This window comes from Paenarthrobacter sp. (genome assembly GCF_031180005.1).
Taxonomy (GTDB): domain Bacteria; phylum Actinomycetota; class Actinomycetes; order Actinomycetales; family Micrococcaceae; genus Arthrobacter.
This window is the reverse complement of sequence record NZ_JAPSHI010000010.1, coordinates 67875-82802: the sequence shown is the minus strand read 5'-3', so window position 1 is coordinate 82802 and position 14928 is coordinate 67875. Positions and strand designations below refer to the sequence as shown.

Sequence of the window (14928 nt, the reverse complement as noted above, 5' to 3'; positions counted from 1 at the left end):
CCTGCCGAAGCTATGCGTGGGCTGTGAAAGCAAAAGCCCCGGCCCGCCAGTGGCGGACCGGGGCTTGCTGTGAAGCGGTGTTATTTGGTGCTTACTTGGTGATCGGGCCGAGTACCGGATCGTCGACGTAAGCGGTCTTGACGTTCTCCACGGTGACGATCTGTGGCTCAAGGAGGTAAGCCGGGACGGTCTTGACGCCGTTGTTGTAGGAGTCCTTGTCGTTGATCTCCAGTTCCTTGCCGGCCTGGAGGTCCTTCACCATGGTGATGGCGTGCTCAACGAGCTTGCGGGTGTCCTTGTTGATGGTGGAGTACTGCTCGCCGGCCATGATCGACTTGACGGACTCAACCTCGGAGTCCTGGCCGGTCACCACGGGGAGCGGCTTGCCGGCGGCCTTGACGGACGTCAGCACTGCACGGGCCAGGGTGTCGTTCGGGGACAGGACGCCGTCCAGCGAAGCGCTGCCGTAGCTGCCGGTGAGGAGCGTGTCAGCACGGCGCTGGGCGTTCTCTGCCTTCCAACCCTGGGTAACAGCCTGCTCGAACGAGGTCTGGCCGGAGACAACCTTGAGGGTGCCGTCGTCGATCTTCGGCTTTAGGACGCTCATGGCGCCGTCAAAGAAGACCTTCGCGTTGGCATCATCGGGAGAACCGGCAAAGAGCTCGATGTTGTACGGGCCGGACGGCTTCTTGGCCATCATGCCGTCCAACAGCGCCTGGCCCTGGAGCTCACCAACCTTGAAGTTGTCGTACGCCACGTAGTAATCCACGTTCTCGGTGTTGAGAAGCAGGCGGTCGTAGGCAATGACTGTGGCGCCGGAGTCCTTGGCCTGCTTGAGCTGCGTACCCAGCTGGGCGCCGTCGATGGCTCCCACGATGATCACCTTGGCACCCTTGGTGACCATGGCGCTGATCTGGTTCTGCTGCTCGGACACGCCGCCGTTGGCGAACTGGACGTCGGGCTTGAACCCGGCGCTGCTGAGGCCATCGTTGAACAGCTTCTCCGCGAGGACCCAGTTTTCACTGGTCTTCTGCGGAAGTGCGACGCCGATCATTGAGTCCTTGGGGAACGCTTCCCCGCCTGCTGTGCTGCTGCTTGAGCCGCTGTCAGTGCGGCCGCAGGCTGTCAGCGCCAGTGCCGCGATGGCAGCGACTGCTGCTGCCTTTCCTGCTTTACCAAACATTCGCATATCTTGGTTCACTTTCTGTGTGGGTGGGGTGGAGCGAGTCTGTTGGAAACCGGTCAGGATTCCTTGGAGATGACCTCTTTGGTGGAGGTGGTTTCATCGGGCTTGATGTCACTGTTGCGCTGGAAGTTCTGCATCAGCAGGCCGGTGATGGACCTCTTGCCCTGGGACTTGTTGTAGACATCGAAGGCCACTGCGGCCAGGAGAACCAGGCCCTTGATGATCTGGGTAAGGTCGGCGCCAACACCGAGGAGCTGGAGACCGTTGTTGAGGACGGCCATCACCAGGCCACCGACGATCGAGCCGATGACGGTACCAACACCACCGGTGACGGCGGCGCCACCGATGAAGACAGCTGCGATCGCGTCAAGCTCCCAACCGACACCATCGAACGGGCCGGAGGCTGTAGAACGGCCAACGAAGATCATGCCGGCCAGGCCGGCCAGGATGGACATGTTCATCATGACCAGAAAGTTGACCTTCTTGGACTGCACGCCGGAGAGTTCGGCTGCGTGGCGGTTGCCACCCACGGCGTAGACGTGACGGCCCAAGACCGTCTTGTCGGCGACGAATCCGTAAATGAGGACCAGCACGGCCAGGATCAGGCCGGGAATGGGGAAGGAAGTTCCGGGGCGGCCTGTAGCGAACAGGTACGTCGCGTAGAGGATGGCACCGCAGATCAGGACCAGCTTGGTGACCTCAACCCAAAGCTCGGGAACGTCGGCACCCAGTGCTTTGCTGGAGGCCCGGGCACGGAGGGACATGATGACTACCAGTGCGGCAGCTACCAGGCCGATAAGCAGCGTTAGGTTGTTGAAGCCCGTGTCCGGTCCTATTTCCGGAAGGTAGCCTGAGCCGAGGAACTGGAAGTCGGCGGGCACCGGGATCGTGTTGGACTTACCCACGAACTGGTTGAACCCACGGAAGAGGAGCATGCCCGCCAGCGTCACGATGAAGGCAGGGATACCCACATACGCTGTCCATAGCCCTTGCCAGGCACCGATCACCGCGCCCAAGAGCAGGCCGAACAGGACACCCATGTACCAGGGGAGGCCCCAGTCCCGCATGGCGAGAGCTACTGAAACTCCCACGAACGCTGCGACGGAACCCACGGACAGGTCGATATGGCCGGCAATGATGACCAGGACCATGCCGATCGCGAGGATCAGGATGTAGGAGTTGCCGTTGAACAGGTTGATCACGTTGCCGGGCGTCAGGGTGCGACCGTCCGTGAAGATCTGGAAGAAGACGATAAGTGCCACCAGGGCGAAGATCATGCCGAACTGGCGGGTATTGCCACCAAATAGCTTCTTGAGCGCGTTCATTGTTTTGGTCCTTGTGTCAGGAAGGGGCGGGGCGGGGCCAAAGGGTCAGGCTGCTTTGCGGGCGGACGTCATAAGCTTCATCAGGCTTTCCTGGCTCGCTTCGTTCTTGTCCAGGACGCCTGTGATGGCGCCTTCAAAGATGGTGTAGATGCGGTCGGACAGGCCCAGAAGCTCAGGAAGCTCCGAGGAAATGACAATCACTCCCTTGCCTTGGTTCGCCAGCTTCTGGATGATGCCGTAGATCTCGTACTTGGCGCCGACGTCAATGCCACGTGTGGGTTCGTCCAGGATCAGGAGATCCGGATCTGTGAACATCCATTTGGCCAGGACCACCTTCTGCTGGTTGCCGCCGGAAAGCTTGGCAACGCCTTCTTCAACGGAAGGGGTCTTGGTCCGCAGCGACTTCCGATACTCCTCTGCAACCGTGAACTCCTTGCGGGTGTCCACCACCGTGTAGTTGCTGATGGCTCGGAGGTTTGCCGCCACCGTGGTGGTCTTGATGTCATCCAGGAGGTTGAGCCCAAGCGACTTGCGGTCCTCGGTGACATAGCCGAGTCCGGCGTCGATCGCTTGGCGAACGGTGCGCAGGTTGACTGGCTTGCCGTCCTTGTAGACCTGGCCCTTGATGAACCGGCCGTAGGAATGCCCAAACAGCGAGCGGGCCAGTTCCGTGCGGCCTGCCCCCATGAGCCCGGCGAACCCGACGATTTCACCGCGGCGTACGAAGAAATTGGAGCCTTTGCAGATCAGGCGGTCCTGGATCTGCGGGTGCCCAACGGTCCAGTCCTTCACCTCGAAGAAGACCTCGCCAATCTTGGGTTCGTGATCCGGGAAGCGGGACTCGAGCGTCCTGCCCACCATGCCCTTGATGATGCGGTCCTCATCCACGCCGTCACGCTTGACGTTCAGCGTTTCGATTGACTTACCGTCACGGATGATGGTGATCTCGTCAGCGATCTGTTCGATCTCATTGAGCTTGTGGGAAATGATGATGGACGTTATCCCGCGGCCCTTGAGGCCAAGGATCAGGTCCAGCAAGTGCTGGGAGTCCGATTCATTCAGCGCGGCCGTGGGCTCATCCAGGATCAGGAGCTTCACGGACTTGTTCAGGGCCTTGGCGATCTCCACCAATTGCTGCTTGCCAACGCCGATTTCCTTGATAGGGGTATCAGGGTCTTCACGAAGCCCCACTCGGGCCAGCAGCTCGGTTGAGCGCTTGCGGGCTTCGGCCCAGTCGATGACGCCCCACTTGGTGGGTTCGTTACCGAGGAAGATGTTCTCCATGATGGACAGTTCCGGGATCAGCGCCAGTTCCTGGTGAATGATCACGATCCCGGCCGCTTCACTGGCCCGGATGTCCTTGAACTGCTGGGTTTCGGCTTGGTACACGATGTCACCCGTGTAGCTGCCGTAGGGATAAACGCCGGAAAGAACCTTCATCAAGGTGGATTTCCCAGCGCCGTTCTCACCGCAAATAGCGTGGATTTCGCCGGCCTTTACGCGCAGGCTCACATTCGACAAGGCCTTCACTCCAGGGAATTCCTTGGTGATGGAACGCATCTCCAAAAGGATGGGTTCACCTTGCGTGCCGAGGGTTGTCATCAGCCCTTACGCCTCCAATGCATGACTTCGTTGTCGGCTCCGCAAACGTCGGAGCTGTCTGATGAGAAAGTAAACTGGATCACGGGCCTTGTCGTCAAGACTTGAACGCAAGACCCTGCTAACAATTTCGTTACCTGCCGGTAATTCCAGCGTGTTGGAACACGAGGGCCGCTGCGCCAAGAGCCTCTGCCCGCGCCCCCAACGAGGACATGGCGAGGTGCGTCGTTTCACCCACCACGGGCACGGCATGCCGCACCAGGCCTCGACGGATGGGGTCCAGCAGCAGGTCGCCTAGTCCCGCAAGGGGTCCTCCGACAACGATCACTTCAGGGTTGATCAAGTTGGAAACGTTGCCCAAGGCGCGGCCCACTGCCAAGCCTGCATCGTCAACCACGCGCTGGGTCGCGGAGTCTCCGGCCAAGCAGTTGCGGACAATGTCCTGCGGAGTCAGCAGCCTCTCCTGCCCGCGACCCAGCAGCTCAATCATGGTGGTGGTTGAGGCAATGGTTTCCAGGCATCCGCGGTTGCCACAGCGGCATACCAGTCCATGTTCATGGATGGTTGCATGGCCGATTTCACCGGTGATGCCCACGTTCCCGTAGTAGGGAAGTCCATTAAGGATCAGCCCTGCACCGATGCCCGAGCCGATCTTGAGAAACATGAGGTTCGAGACCCCGCTATGCGGTCCCCACGTTACCTCGGACAAGGCGCCGAGATTGGCGTCGTTGTCAACAAAGACGGGACAGTTGAGCGCTTCCTCCAAGCGATGAAGTATGTCGATTCCCACCCACTCCGGGAGGATGGCGCCTTGGGCGACCGTGCCTGTGCGGCGGTCGATTGGCCCCGGAATACCGGCACCTGCTCCCACTACTGCGGTGCGATCGATGTCGTTTTCGCTCAGGAGCCGGTCAAGGAGGGGTACTGCGGCGGCGATCCCCTCTTCCGCTTGGTGACCCAGGGGCAGCTCTATGTAATCCTCGGCGATCACGTGGTAGCCGAGCGATGCCAACACCACCCTCAGGTGCCGGCGCCCGAAGTCGATTCCGACGGCGACAGCACCGTTGCTGTTCAGCCTCACGTTGGTTGCCCGGCGCCCGGAACTGGTGGTCGGCTCGGTGGAAACCAGTCCGGCGTCCTGCATGATTTTCACGATGTTGGAGATGGTGGCGGTGGAAAGTCCGGTCTGCCGGGAAAGCTCCGCTTGCGTGGACGGCCCGCTCAGCAAACATTCGATGATGCGCTGCTGGTTGAGGTGGCGGAGCGCGGACTGCGAGCCGGGCTTTCTTGGATGGCTCTTCGTTGAGCGCTGCGTAGCGGGCATGACAAGAAGATTGCCCCACAAGCCTTGTTGTAGTCAAGAAGTGAACGCAACGAGTCAACGCTGCCCGACATACTCCAACGCAAGAACAAGGGCTACGTACCCCCTGTGGGGCCCACTCTGCGCTCTATGAACCCATGTTTGCCTGCAGAGCGGGCCCCGCAACGCAGGGGTGTGTGCATTGCGTCCCGATCCGGAGGCCCCCGGGTCCAATTGCCTCACCCGATGCGTGGGTGCCGCACCTAGGCTGGAAGCAAGAAACGTCCCGGGCCCGTGTACGAGGCCCTCGGCAACAGGAGAAACGAAGGTGGTAATGATGCTGCTCTCAGTCCTACAGGCGAACGCTTCCGTCATGGACGTTGAGGCGAACCTGCGCACAATAGACGACGCCGCGCAGCGCGCCGCCCAAGCCGGGGCCGGGCTGCTCCTCACTCCGGAGCTGTTCCCTGTGGGCTACGCACCCTTGCGCCTCCACGTCGAACTGGACCCGTCCACGCTCCCCGGCATCCGTGAACGGCTGGCCGGGATCGCCCGGACCAACGGCATTGGCTTGGTGTACAGCCTTCCGGCGCCGGCAGCGGGAAGCGAAGGAAGCTGGCACATCACCGCCACCCTCCTCGACGCCGAAGGCAACGAGGTCCTCAACTACGCCAAGGTGCACCTCTTCGGTCCGGAGGAGCACAAAGCGTTCGTCGGCGCCCAAGAACCTCCCGCCGTCGTGGATTTCAACGGGATCCGCACATCGATGCTGATTTGCTACGACGTCGAGTTCCCGGAAGCCGTGCGTGCCGCTGCCACAAGAGGTGCCGAACTCCTGCTGGTGCCAACTGCCCTTTCCGCCGGTTTCGACAACGTGCCGCAGGTCCTGATCCGTGCCCGCGCATTGGAGAGCCAACTCAACGTGGCCTACGCCAACCACAGTGGGCACGAGGACATCTACAACTTCCTGGGCGGTAGCGTTGTTGCCGGACCAGACGGATCGTTGCTTGCCGCTGCGGGGGAGTCCGCCACGCTGTTGTTCGCAGAGGTCGGCACGGACACAGTAAAAGCGGCACGCGAAGAAGTCCCGTACCTGCGCGAACGCCGGCCGGAGCTCTACGAGGAGTGGGACAGCTAGTCGCCCGTCGAATCACCGGAAAGGCCGGCGACCAGCTCATCCACGTACTGCAAAGCAAACCACAACTCGGCCCGAACCTGTGCCTGGTTGAGGTCCATGTCCAGCAGCTCGCCGAGCACGCCGATCTGCCGCCGAACGCTGTTGCGGTGCAGCCCCAGTAGCTTGGCCGAGCCGTCCCAGCTGCCATTTTCGCTGAGCCAACCGTGCAAAACGGCAAGGAGCGGGTCCCGGCGGTCCGGTTCAAGCGCGAGCACGGGGGCAAGGAATCGTTCGGCCAGCATGGTCCCGGCTTCGCGTCCCAACAGTCCTGTGACAGACCACGTGACTTCGTCAACGCGAGCACTCTTCCCGGTGGTCACCACGCGGCTACGCAGGGAGTTCGCCCGTTGGTAGGCGGCCTGGAGCCCCAGGAGTTCCGTCGGCTCGCCAATCACCAGCCGCCAGCCCAGCTTCTCCACATCGGAGAGCAGCGAGTCATCCACCTTCAGCCGGGTAATGGCAGCGAAGCCGTAGTCTGTGAGCTCCACCAGCTTGGTGTCGAAAAGCCTCCGCCACTGCAGCAGCTCACGGACCGGCCCATCGTCTGCCGCGCCGTTCACCCTGATGCCCTGCACCACCCGCAGCTGTGCCGAACGGGTGGAGGACAAGCTCTGTGCCAGCAGGTCTTTGAGCCCGTTGACGTGTTTAGTGCCACCCGACGCAAGCGAATCCGGGTGCAACAGTACAGCCGTAGCCAGCTGGCTCGGTGCCAACGAGCCACTGGTCCGCTGCCTCACCAACAACTCCAGCAAGCCCACGGCCGACTGCACCACATTGTTCTGCGCAGGCGTCAGCGGCGCATCCGAGCCGAGAATCAAGGCGCCAAGGTTGGCGTCCTTGGTGCTACGCAACGGGTGCCCGAACACCAGCGCCGAACCTGGCTGTTCGAAACCGTCCATCTCCACCCGCGGACCGCTGCCGGACAGCAACCGCTCCAGCAGAGGACCCAACAAGGAATGCTCGACGCCGCTGCTGCCGCCGGCGTTGTGCCCCCGGGCACGGACTCGTCCGTCAGCGCCCACGAGAACAGCCCATACGGGCACCCTCTGGACCAGGGCCGCCAAAAGTTCATGTTCCGGCCGGGGGGACAGGACCGCCCGCATGAGTTGGCGGTTTGTCTCGGCCAGTTGCCGGAAGACCCTCGCGTTGTCAGTCTCCAGGAGCTGCGAGAACTCCAAGCCGATCGCCGCGAAAGGCACAGACTCCGGTACCTCGAACAAGGTGAGGTTGTGCTTGCGGCAAGCGTCCAGCAGGACGTCCGGGACGGCGTCGAAATAGGGTCTGATCCCGAAACCGAGCGCCGCAACTTTTGCACCCACTAGCCGCCGCACGTAGGCATCCACCTTGGCCGCCGAGCCACCCTTCCCAAGGAAAGGCAGCCCGGCGGTGAGGAGGAACTCGCCCTCCGGCAGGTACGGCGTGGGGTCTTCGAGCTCACTCGGTTCCACCCACCGCAGCAGCGAGGCGCCACTGCCGCCGTCGTGAAGCATTTTCAACTCCGGCGGCAACTGCTCCAGGAACTGTTCGAGCGTGACGAAACTCAGGCGGGCGGTTGCGGGCTCAGGCGACATTGCCCTGCCCGGCGGCGGCCGGCTCCTGGTAGTCGGGGCACTCGTACGCGGTATCCTGGTTGGCACTGCTTGAGTAGGCGCGTGGCAGGCGCGGTGCAATCCTGTTGATGATCTCGTCGCCGTGGCTTCCGATCGCGGCACCCCAGTCGTCGGCGCTCGCCGCCCCGCAGGCCGGGTCACCGAACAACACTGCGGTGTCCCCGACGTCGATTCCCGAAGCGTCCGGTCCGAGGTCCACCATGAACTGGTCCATGCAGACCTTGCCGATCACCGGCACCGCGCGTCCGGCCACGTTCACAACGGAACGGCCGCTGATGCCCTTGGGGATACCGTCCGCGTAACCCAGCGGGATGAGCCCGAGGTAGCGCGGTTCGTAGGTGATCGCCTGGTGTTCGTAGCTGACGCCTGTGCCTGCGGGAACCTTCTTGACCATGACCAGCGGAGCAGTCACGCTGAGTGCCGGACGCAATCCAAAGTCAGCCGGGTTCAGGTGATCGGCCGGGGCGAGTCCGTAGATGGCGAGCCCGGCGCGGACCATGTCGAAATGGAATTCGGGCCTGTCAAGGATGTTCGCCGAACTGGAAACGTGCCTGAGCTCCGGGGCCAGTCCTGCCTCCCGTGCTTGCCGAACTGCGTCTTCGAACTCCGCGACGGCGGTGACGTTACCGGGGTGGGCTGGGACATCGGCCCAGGCGAGATGGGTCCATAGGCCTCGTACCCGCAGGGTCCCATCGATTTCGGCTTGCCGTGCCTGTGCCACAAGTTCAGCCCAGTCTTCCTTGCGGGCGCCTCCGCGGCTGAGGCCGCTATCGAGTTCCAAATGCACGACGGCGGGACGGCCAAGGCGTGTCGCGATCCCTGCGAGCACCTCCAGTTGGCTGATGCTTCCGAGGGAAACATCAATGTCGTATTTCAGTGCCTCAAGGATGGTGGCACTTGTCTGGGATGCCAGATACAGCCAGGAAAGGATGGGGACAGTGATGCCTGCTTGGCGGAGTGCGATAGCTTCACTGAGCTGGGCTGTGCCAAGCCAGTCCGCCCCGGCATCCACTGCCGTGCGGGCGACTTCAACCAGCCCATGGCCGTAGGCGTTGCCCTTGACTACGGCCATGAAATGCGGAGCTTGGGTGCGCATTTTCAGGGCTTTGACATTGTCTGAAATGGCGGACAGGTCCACGTTGACCTGCCCGGAAAGGGCCGCAGGGGCAGCCTCTTGATAGTGTGCATTACGTCTCATGGTTGAACACTATAGGTCATTTTGCACCGCGGTGAGAGGTGGCTCACATGCCAGTCTTGTGGAGGGGAAATCGAAACTACTTTGAAGGGACGTCAAGGGTGACTGTGCCTGTGAACACCAAAAACCCGGCCGCGGCAAGCGTCGCCAGGCCGAGCCTCGGCGCGCAACTGCTGCGCCGCAAGCCAATTGGCCAGATGGTCAGCGAAGCCGGAAGCGGCGAAGGCGGAACGCCGCTGGTCCGCAGCTTTGGCGTCCTTCAGCTGACCATGATCAGCGTCGGCGCCACGCTCGGCACCGGCATCCTGGTCATCCTTGGCGAATCCGTGCCGCTGGCCGGTCCGGCCATCTGGATCTCGTTCGTGATCGCCGGGCTGGCTGCACTCCTTTCCGCTGTGTCCTACGCTGAGATGGCGGGTCTGGTCCCGGTGGCCGGTTCCAGCTATTCCTACTCTTACGCCACCATGGGCGAGGGCATGGCCTGGATTTGTGGCTGGTGCCTGGTCCTGGAATATGCAGTCTCCGTAGCGGCCGTGTCCGTGGGCGCGGGCCAGTATGTCAACGAAACGTTGGCCGCTTTCGGAGTGTTCCTCCCGGATGCCATCAGCCAGCCACCCGGAGAGGGCGGCGTGGTGAATGTTTCGGCCATGGTGATTGTGCTGCTCGCCATGGTGCTGCTGGTCCGGGGCGCCCGTGAGAGCGCGTGGGTCAATACAGCGATCGTGGCCATCAAGGTGGGCATCCTGCTCTTCTTCTGCGCCGTGGCCTTCACTGCATTCAGCGCCGGCAACTTCGAGCCACTCCTGCCCATGGGTGCAGCCGGGGTGTCCGCTGCCGCCTCGAGTGTCTTCTTCTCCTACATCGGCTTTGATGCCGCCTCCACTGCCGGCGAGGAAGCCAGGAACCCCAAGCGCGACCTGCCGCGGGCCATCATGCTCTCCATGGTCATCGTCACCAGCATCTATGTGTTAGTAGCCGTGGCCGCAATTGGCGCGCGGCCATGGGGCTGGTTCGAGGGTACTGAAGCCGGCTTGGTGCAGATTTTGCATGAGATCACCGGCCAACCCTGGATAGCCCTGGCATTCTCCGCCGGTGCTGTGCTCGCCATTGCCAGCATCGTGCTGACCGTTCTTTACGGACAGACACGCATCCTGCTCTCCATGTCCCGCGACGGAATGGTGCCCAAGGTCTTCGGCCGAGTGTCCCGCCGCACCGGCACTCCGGTGGCCGGAACGCTGATAGTGGGTATCGCCGTTGCTGTCACCGCCGGTTTGGTTCCCCTGGGAACGTTGGCGGACGCCACCAGCATCGGCACGTTGTTTGCCTTCGCATTGGTCAACGTTGCTGTGATCTACCTGCGGCGGAACCGACCGGACCTTGAACGGAGCTTCCGCGTTCCGCTGTACCCGCTGACTCCCGTCCTCGGGACCCTGATGTGCGCCTTCCTGATGCTAAACCTCGGAGCCGATACCTGGATCACCTTCGGTATTTGGATGCTGGTGGGCATCGCCATCTACTTCGGCTACGGACGCCGGAACTCCAAGGTAGCCACGCTCAGCGAGCAGGACTACCGTGAACTAACCACCAGGGCCGTGAGCCCGGAACCTGTGAAAGCAGACAACTCATGACCATCGCCACAGAACTCCCCCTCATCGAGGAACCAGGCGCGCCCGACGCGGCCGCCGGAGCACCGATCACCATGCTGAACCCGGACTTCCCGTTCAGCTACGACCACTACTTGGCGCACTCCGACGGACTCGGCTCAATCCCGGAAGAGCTCTACGGCACGGAAGTAGCCATCATCGGGGCAGGCCTGTCCGGGCTGGTCACGGCCTACGAGCTGATGAAGCTTGGTCTCAAGCCGGTCATCTACGAGGCCGACCAGATTGGTGGACGCCTCAGGACCGCGAGCTTCCCCTCGGCTCCCGGCGTTGTGGCGGACCTGGGCGGCATGCGCTTCCCGGTTTCGGGCAAGGCCTTCTACCACTACGTGGACCTGCTTGGCCTGGATACCAACGAGTTCCCAAACCCCATGGCGCCGGCAACCTCTTCTACGGTGATCGAGCTTGCGGGCAAAAAGCACTACGCCACCACTGCAGATGAGCTACCGGAGTTCTTTCTCGAAGTAGCCGACGCCTGGAAAGCAGCAGTCAACGATGGCGCCGCCTTTGCGGAGATGCAGGAAGCCATCAAGGCCCGCGACACCAAGCGGATCAAGGAACTCTGGAATGCGCTCCTCCCGGAACTGGACGAGCAAACCTTTTACGGCTTCATCGCCGCCAGCAAATCCTTCAAAGAGGCTGGTTTTGCGCATCGCGAGGCCTTCGGCCAGGTGGGCTTCGGTACTGGCGGTTGGGACACCGATTTCCCCAACTCCATCCTCGAAATCCTCCGCGTGGTCTACACCGACGCCGACGACCAGCACCGCTCCATTGCGGGAGGAGCGCAAAGGCTCCCTGAGGCACTCTGGAACCACGCGCCGTCGGGCCTTACGTACTGGCCCGAGGGCACCTCGCTCGCATCCCTTCACTCCGGCTCGCCCCGCGGAGCCGTGGACAACATCCGCCGGGTTGAGAACGGCGACCTCCTGGTCCGCGAGAACTGGGGCCGCGAAGCTACCTATCAGGCCGTGGTGACCACCTGCCAGTCCTGGTTGCTGTCCACCCGCATCCACACTGAGGAAGCGCTGTTCCCGGCCGAACTGTGGACCGCGATCGAGCGCTCGCATTACATGCAGTCTTCAAAGACTTTTGTGATGGTGGATCGCCCGTTCTGGAAGGACATCGATCCTGAGACCGGACGCGAAGTCCTTTCCATGACCCTCACCGACCGCCTCAACCGGGCCACGTACCTGCTCGACGACGGCCCGGACAAGCCCGCTGTCATGCTCCTGTCTTACACATGGAACGACGACGCCCTGAAATGGCTGGCCCTGACCGCGGACGAGCGAGTGAAGCTGATGCTGCACTCCTTGGAACAGATCTACCCGGGCGTGGACATTGCGAGCCACATCGTCGGGCAGCCGATCACGGTGTCTTGGGAAGCGGACCCTAACTTCATGGGTGCGTTCAAAGCCAACCTGCCCGGCCACTACCGGTACCAGCAACGCTTGTTCACCCACTTCAAGCAGGACCAGCTGCCAGAGCACCAGCGCGGTATTTTCCTGGCCGGTGACGACGTGTCCTTCACCGCCGGCTGGGCTGAGGGTGCTGTGACCACGGGCCTGAACGCCGTATGGGGAGTGGTGAATCACCTGGGCGGTTCGTCGGCTGCCGGAAACCCCGGACCGGGTGACCTCCTTGACGAGCTCGGCCCGATCTCCCTGGACTAATCTCCCCGCATTCGTGGTTAGGCGTGCATTTCCCTGTGCGCCGCAGCGAGTTCCTTGTAATGCGCGGCGTTGTGCTTGACGCCCTCGAACTCTTCGTCGGTGAGTTCACGGCGGACCTTGGCGGGTACACCGGCAACCAGTGAGCGCGGGGGAACGACGGTACCTTCCAACACCACCGCCCCGGCAGCGATGAGCGAGCCTGTGCCGATCACCGCGCCGTTGAGGATGGTGGCGCTCATGCCGATGAGGCAGTCGTCCTCCACAGTGCATCCATGGACCACCGCGCTGTGCCCAACGGAGACGCGCTCGCCTACCGTGCAGGGGAAGCCGGGGTCGGCGTGGAGCACTACGTTGTCCTGGAGGTTGGAGCCCGCGCCCACGCTGATCGCGGCTGTATCGGCGCGGACGGAGACACCGTAGAATGCACTTGAGCCTTCGGCCAACGTGGCCTTGCCAATAATGGAAGCTGTGGGCGCCACGAAGGCGGTTTCGTGGATGGCCGGGGTGTCCCCGGCGAAAGTGTAAGAGGGAGCCATGGAGCCAGCTTAGTTCCCAACTGGGTCGCAGATCAGGTCGTTCTCAGCGCTGGGAACGACCTGATCTGCGACCTACTTGGGTGCGGGGGTGCGGAGGACCAGGAACTGGTAGTGCTGGGACCAGTTTCCTGCGCCCGGGCCGGACTCCACGCCCAGGCCCTCCGGCCACGTCCGGAAGTGCTCCACCGCGCCGTGCTCACCAAAAATCCGCTGGACTGTATCGTCGCTGCGGCGGCTAAAGAATCGCCGCGGTTCCTCAAGGTCTTCCGGGTTCAGTACTTCGTCGTCCTCACCTGACCAGAGCCCGACGGCGATTGGCGCACCAGGTGCGGTGACCCGCACAAGTTCGCGGACGACGTCGTGAATCCCGCTGTTGGGGACGTGCAGAAGAGTGCTCATGGTCCAGGCAGCTGAAAAGACGGCATCCGGAAACGGCAGGCTGCGGCCGCTGGCAACAGTGGCCTCAAGCCTGGCCGAGCGCGCCAAATGAACGCTCTCCGAGGACAGATCCACGCCGGTGTAGTGCAAGCCGGCGCGGACAAACTCCACGCCCTCAACCCCAGTGCCGCAACCCAGCTCAAACAACGAAAGACGATGTTCGGACTTCAGCAGCCGGATGAACCACTCCCGGCATTCAACCCGATGCGGCGTCAGCGCGCGGGTGTTCCTCGCCGGTGCTTGGCGGTCGTAGAAGACAGCCAGGTCAGCCTCATGGTCGGCGTCAGGGATGCCCCGCATACCCCCAGCATAGGAGTGGCGTCAGTTGAACACCACGGTGCGAGTCCCATCCAGGAGCACACGGTGTTCGGCGTGCCACTGGACTGCCTGAGCCAGCGTGCGGCCTTCGACGTCGCGGCCCATCTGGACGAACTGGGCAGCCGTGCGCGCGTGGTCAACGCGGATGACTTCCTGCTCGATGATCGGACCCTCGTCGAGGTCCGCCGTCACGTAGTGGGCAGTGGCACCGATGATCTTCACGCCGCGGGCGTGTGCCTGGTGGTACGGCTTGGCGCCCTTGAAGGAGGGGAGGAACGAGTGGTGGATGTTGATGGCCTTGCCGTTCAACTCCGTGCAGAGATCGTTGGAGAGGACTTGCATGTATCGGGCCAGGACAGTGAGTTCCACGTCGTGCTCGGCAATCAGTTTCAGCAACTGCGCCTCGGCCTGGGGCTTGGTTTCCGGCGTCACCGGGATGTGGTGGAACGGGATGCCATAGAACTCCGCCAACGACTCCAAGTCCCGGTGGTTGGACACGATGGCCGGAACGTCAATGGGCAAGGTGCCTGTGCGCTGCTGGAACAGGAGGTCGTTGAGGCAGTGCGCGTCCTTGGAGCACAGGATGATCGTGCGGACCTTTTCGCCAACAGGGTTGATCTGCCAGGTCATGCCGAAGGATTCGGCCACCGGCCGGAGGGCAGTGGCCAGTTCTTCCTGGGAGGACGACGTCGTTGCCTCCACGCGCATGAAGAAGTTGCCTGTGCTGGGGCTTCCGTACTGCTGGGAGTCGGCGATGTTGCAGCCGGCGTCGAGGAGGGCTCCGGCTACGGCGTGGACGATGCCGGGGCGGTCGGGGCAGGAAAGTGTTACAACGAAAGCGGTGGAATCAGTCACACGATCAAGCCTACCTGTGCCGCGTTGTTGTACTGTTAACGGGTCGCAACTGGCGTTG

The 14928-nt window shown here is 62.5% G+C and carries 12 protein-coding genes; 3 read left to right on the top strand and 9 right to left on the bottom strand.

All coding sequences use genetic code 11. The annotated features are described in order from the left end of the window. Positions 1 to 91: 91 nt before the first annotated feature. The 4 genes from RIF72_RS09600 to RIF72_RS09585 form a co-directional block, all read right to left on the bottom strand. The gene (locus RIF72_RS09600) at positions 92 to 1189 is read right to left on the bottom strand and encodes a substrate-binding domain-containing protein (RefSeq protein WP_309074583.1); all 1098 of its coding nucleotides are present in this window, start codon (positions 1187 to 1189) and stop codon (positions 92 to 94) included. A gap of 53 nt (positions 1190 to 1242) precedes the next feature. Continuing rightward, positions 1243 to 2511: a multiple monosaccharide ABC transporter permease gene (gene mmsB, locus RIF72_RS09595; protein ID WP_309074582.1), complete on the bottom strand. Its 1269-nt coding sequence runs from the start codon at positions 2509 to 2511 to the stop codon at positions 1243 to 1245. 45 nt (positions 2512 to 2556) lie between these two features. Continuing rightward, positions 2557 to 4113: a multiple monosaccharide ABC transporter ATP-binding protein gene (gene mmsA / locus RIF72_RS09590; RefSeq protein WP_309074581.1), complete on the bottom strand. Its 1557-nt coding sequence runs from the start codon at positions 4111 to 4113 to the stop codon at positions 2557 to 2559. A 130-nt stretch (positions 4114 to 4243) separates the two neighbouring features. Continuing rightward, positions 4244 to 5434 (bottom strand): ROK family transcriptional regulator, encoded by a 1191-nt coding sequence (locus tag RIF72_RS09585; RefSeq protein ID WP_309074580.1) that lies wholly within the window; start codon positions 5432 to 5434, stop codon positions 4244 to 4246. A 310-nt stretch (positions 5435 to 5744) separates the two neighbouring features. Here RIF72_RS09585 and RIF72_RS09580 point away from each other — a divergent pair, with 310 nt between their 5' ends. Continuing rightward, positions 5745 to 6548 (top strand): carbon-nitrogen hydrolase family protein, encoded by an 804-nt coding sequence (locus RIF72_RS09580; protein ID WP_309074579.1) that lies wholly within the window; start codon positions 5745 to 5747, stop codon positions 6546 to 6548. On the opposite strand, the gene RIF72_RS09575 is transcribed toward RIF72_RS09580, so the two are convergent. Then, on the bottom strand, positions 6545 to 8158 hold the full coding sequence (locus RIF72_RS09575) for a PucR family transcriptional regulator ligand-binding domain-containing protein (protein ID WP_309074578.1): 1614 nt from the start codon (positions 8156 to 8158) through the stop codon (positions 6545 to 6547). The genes RIF72_RS09580 and RIF72_RS09575 overlap by 4 nt on opposite strands. Beyond that, a complete protein-coding gene (gene alr, locus RIF72_RS09570) occupies positions 8148 to 9395 on the bottom strand; it encodes an alanine racemase (RefSeq protein WP_309074577.1) in 1248 nt (415 codons plus the stop codon). The genes RIF72_RS09575 and alr overlap by 11 nt, the downstream gene beginning before the upstream one ends. Positions 9396 to 9589: 194 nt before the next feature. On the opposite strand from alr, the gene RIF72_RS09565 reads away from it, so the two are divergent. Together RIF72_RS09565 and RIF72_RS09560 are read left to right on the top strand one after the other, a co-directional pair. Next, a complete protein-coding gene (locus RIF72_RS09565) occupies positions 9590 to 11020 on the top strand; it encodes an amino acid permease (protein ID WP_309074639.1) in 1431 nt (476 codons plus the stop codon). Next, positions 11017 to 12723, top strand: coding sequence for an FAD-dependent oxidoreductase (locus tag RIF72_RS09560; protein WP_309074576.1), 1707 nt, complete (start codon positions 11017 to 11019; stop codon positions 12721 to 12723). Before RIF72_RS09565 ends, RIF72_RS09560 begins: the two co-directional genes overlap by 4 nt. A gap of 17 nt (positions 12724 to 12740) precedes the next feature. Here the strand turns inward: RIF72_RS09560 and RIF72_RS09555 are convergent, their stop codons facing one another. The 3 genes from RIF72_RS09555 to purU form a co-directional block, all read right to left on the bottom strand. Further along, positions 12741 to 13259 (bottom strand): gamma carbonic anhydrase family protein, encoded by a 519-nt coding sequence (locus tag RIF72_RS09555; RefSeq protein WP_309074575.1) that lies wholly within the window; start codon positions 13257 to 13259, stop codon positions 12741 to 12743. A gap of 72 nt (positions 13260 to 13331) precedes the next feature. Beyond that, on the bottom strand, positions 13332 to 13997 hold the full coding sequence (locus RIF72_RS09550) for a class I SAM-dependent methyltransferase (RefSeq protein WP_309074574.1): 666 nt from the start codon (positions 13995 to 13997) through the stop codon (positions 13332 to 13334). Positions 13998 to 14018: 21 nt separating this feature from the next. Next, positions 14019 to 14870 carry a formyltetrahydrofolate deformylase gene (gene purU, locus RIF72_RS09545; protein ID WP_309074573.1) on the bottom strand — a complete coding sequence of 284 codons (852 nt, stop codon included), beginning with the start codon at positions 14868 to 14870 and terminating at the stop codon, positions 14019 to 14021. Positions 14871 to 14928 lie beyond the last annotated feature (58 nt).

Coding starts and splice junctions, on each gene's coding strand:
- RIF72_RS09600 (WP_309074583.1), bottom strand. CDS start 1,189: ATGCGAATGTTTGGTAAAGCAGGAAAGGCAGCAGCAGTCGCTGCCATC.
- mmsB (WP_309074582.1), bottom strand. CDS start 2,511: ATGAACGCGCTCAAGAAGCTATTTGGTGGCAATACCCGCCAGTTCGGC.
- mmsA (WP_309074581.1), bottom strand. CDS start 4,113: ATGACAACCCTCGGCACGCAAGGTGAACCCATCCTTTTGGAGATGCGT.
- RIF72_RS09585 (WP_309074580.1), bottom strand. CDS start 5,434: ATGCCCGCTACGCAGCGCTCAACGAAGAGCCATCCAAGAAAGCCCGGC.
- RIF72_RS09580 (WP_309074579.1), top strand. CDS start 5,745: ATGATGCTGCTCTCAGTCCTACAGGCGAACGCTTCCGTCATGGACGTT.
- RIF72_RS09575 (WP_309074578.1), bottom strand. CDS start 8,158: ATGTCGCCTGAGCCCGCAACCGCCCGCCTGAGTTTCGTCACGCTCGAA.
- alr (WP_309074577.1), bottom strand. CDS start 9,395: ATGAGACGTAATGCACACTATCAAGAGGCTGCCCCTGCGGCCCTTTCC.
- RIF72_RS09565 (WP_309074639.1), top strand. CDS start 9,590: ATGGTCAGCGAAGCCGGAAGCGGCGAAGGCGGAACGCCGCTGGTCCGC.
- RIF72_RS09560 (WP_309074576.1), top strand. CDS start 11,017: ATGACCATCGCCACAGAACTCCCCCTCATCGAGGAACCAGGCGCGCCC.
- RIF72_RS09555 (WP_309074575.1), bottom strand. CDS start 13,259: ATGGCTCCCTCTTACACTTTCGCCGGGGACACCCCGGCCATCCACGAA.
- RIF72_RS09550 (WP_309074574.1), bottom strand. CDS start 13,997: ATGCGGGGCATCCCTGACGCCGACCATGAGGCTGACCTGGCTGTCTTC.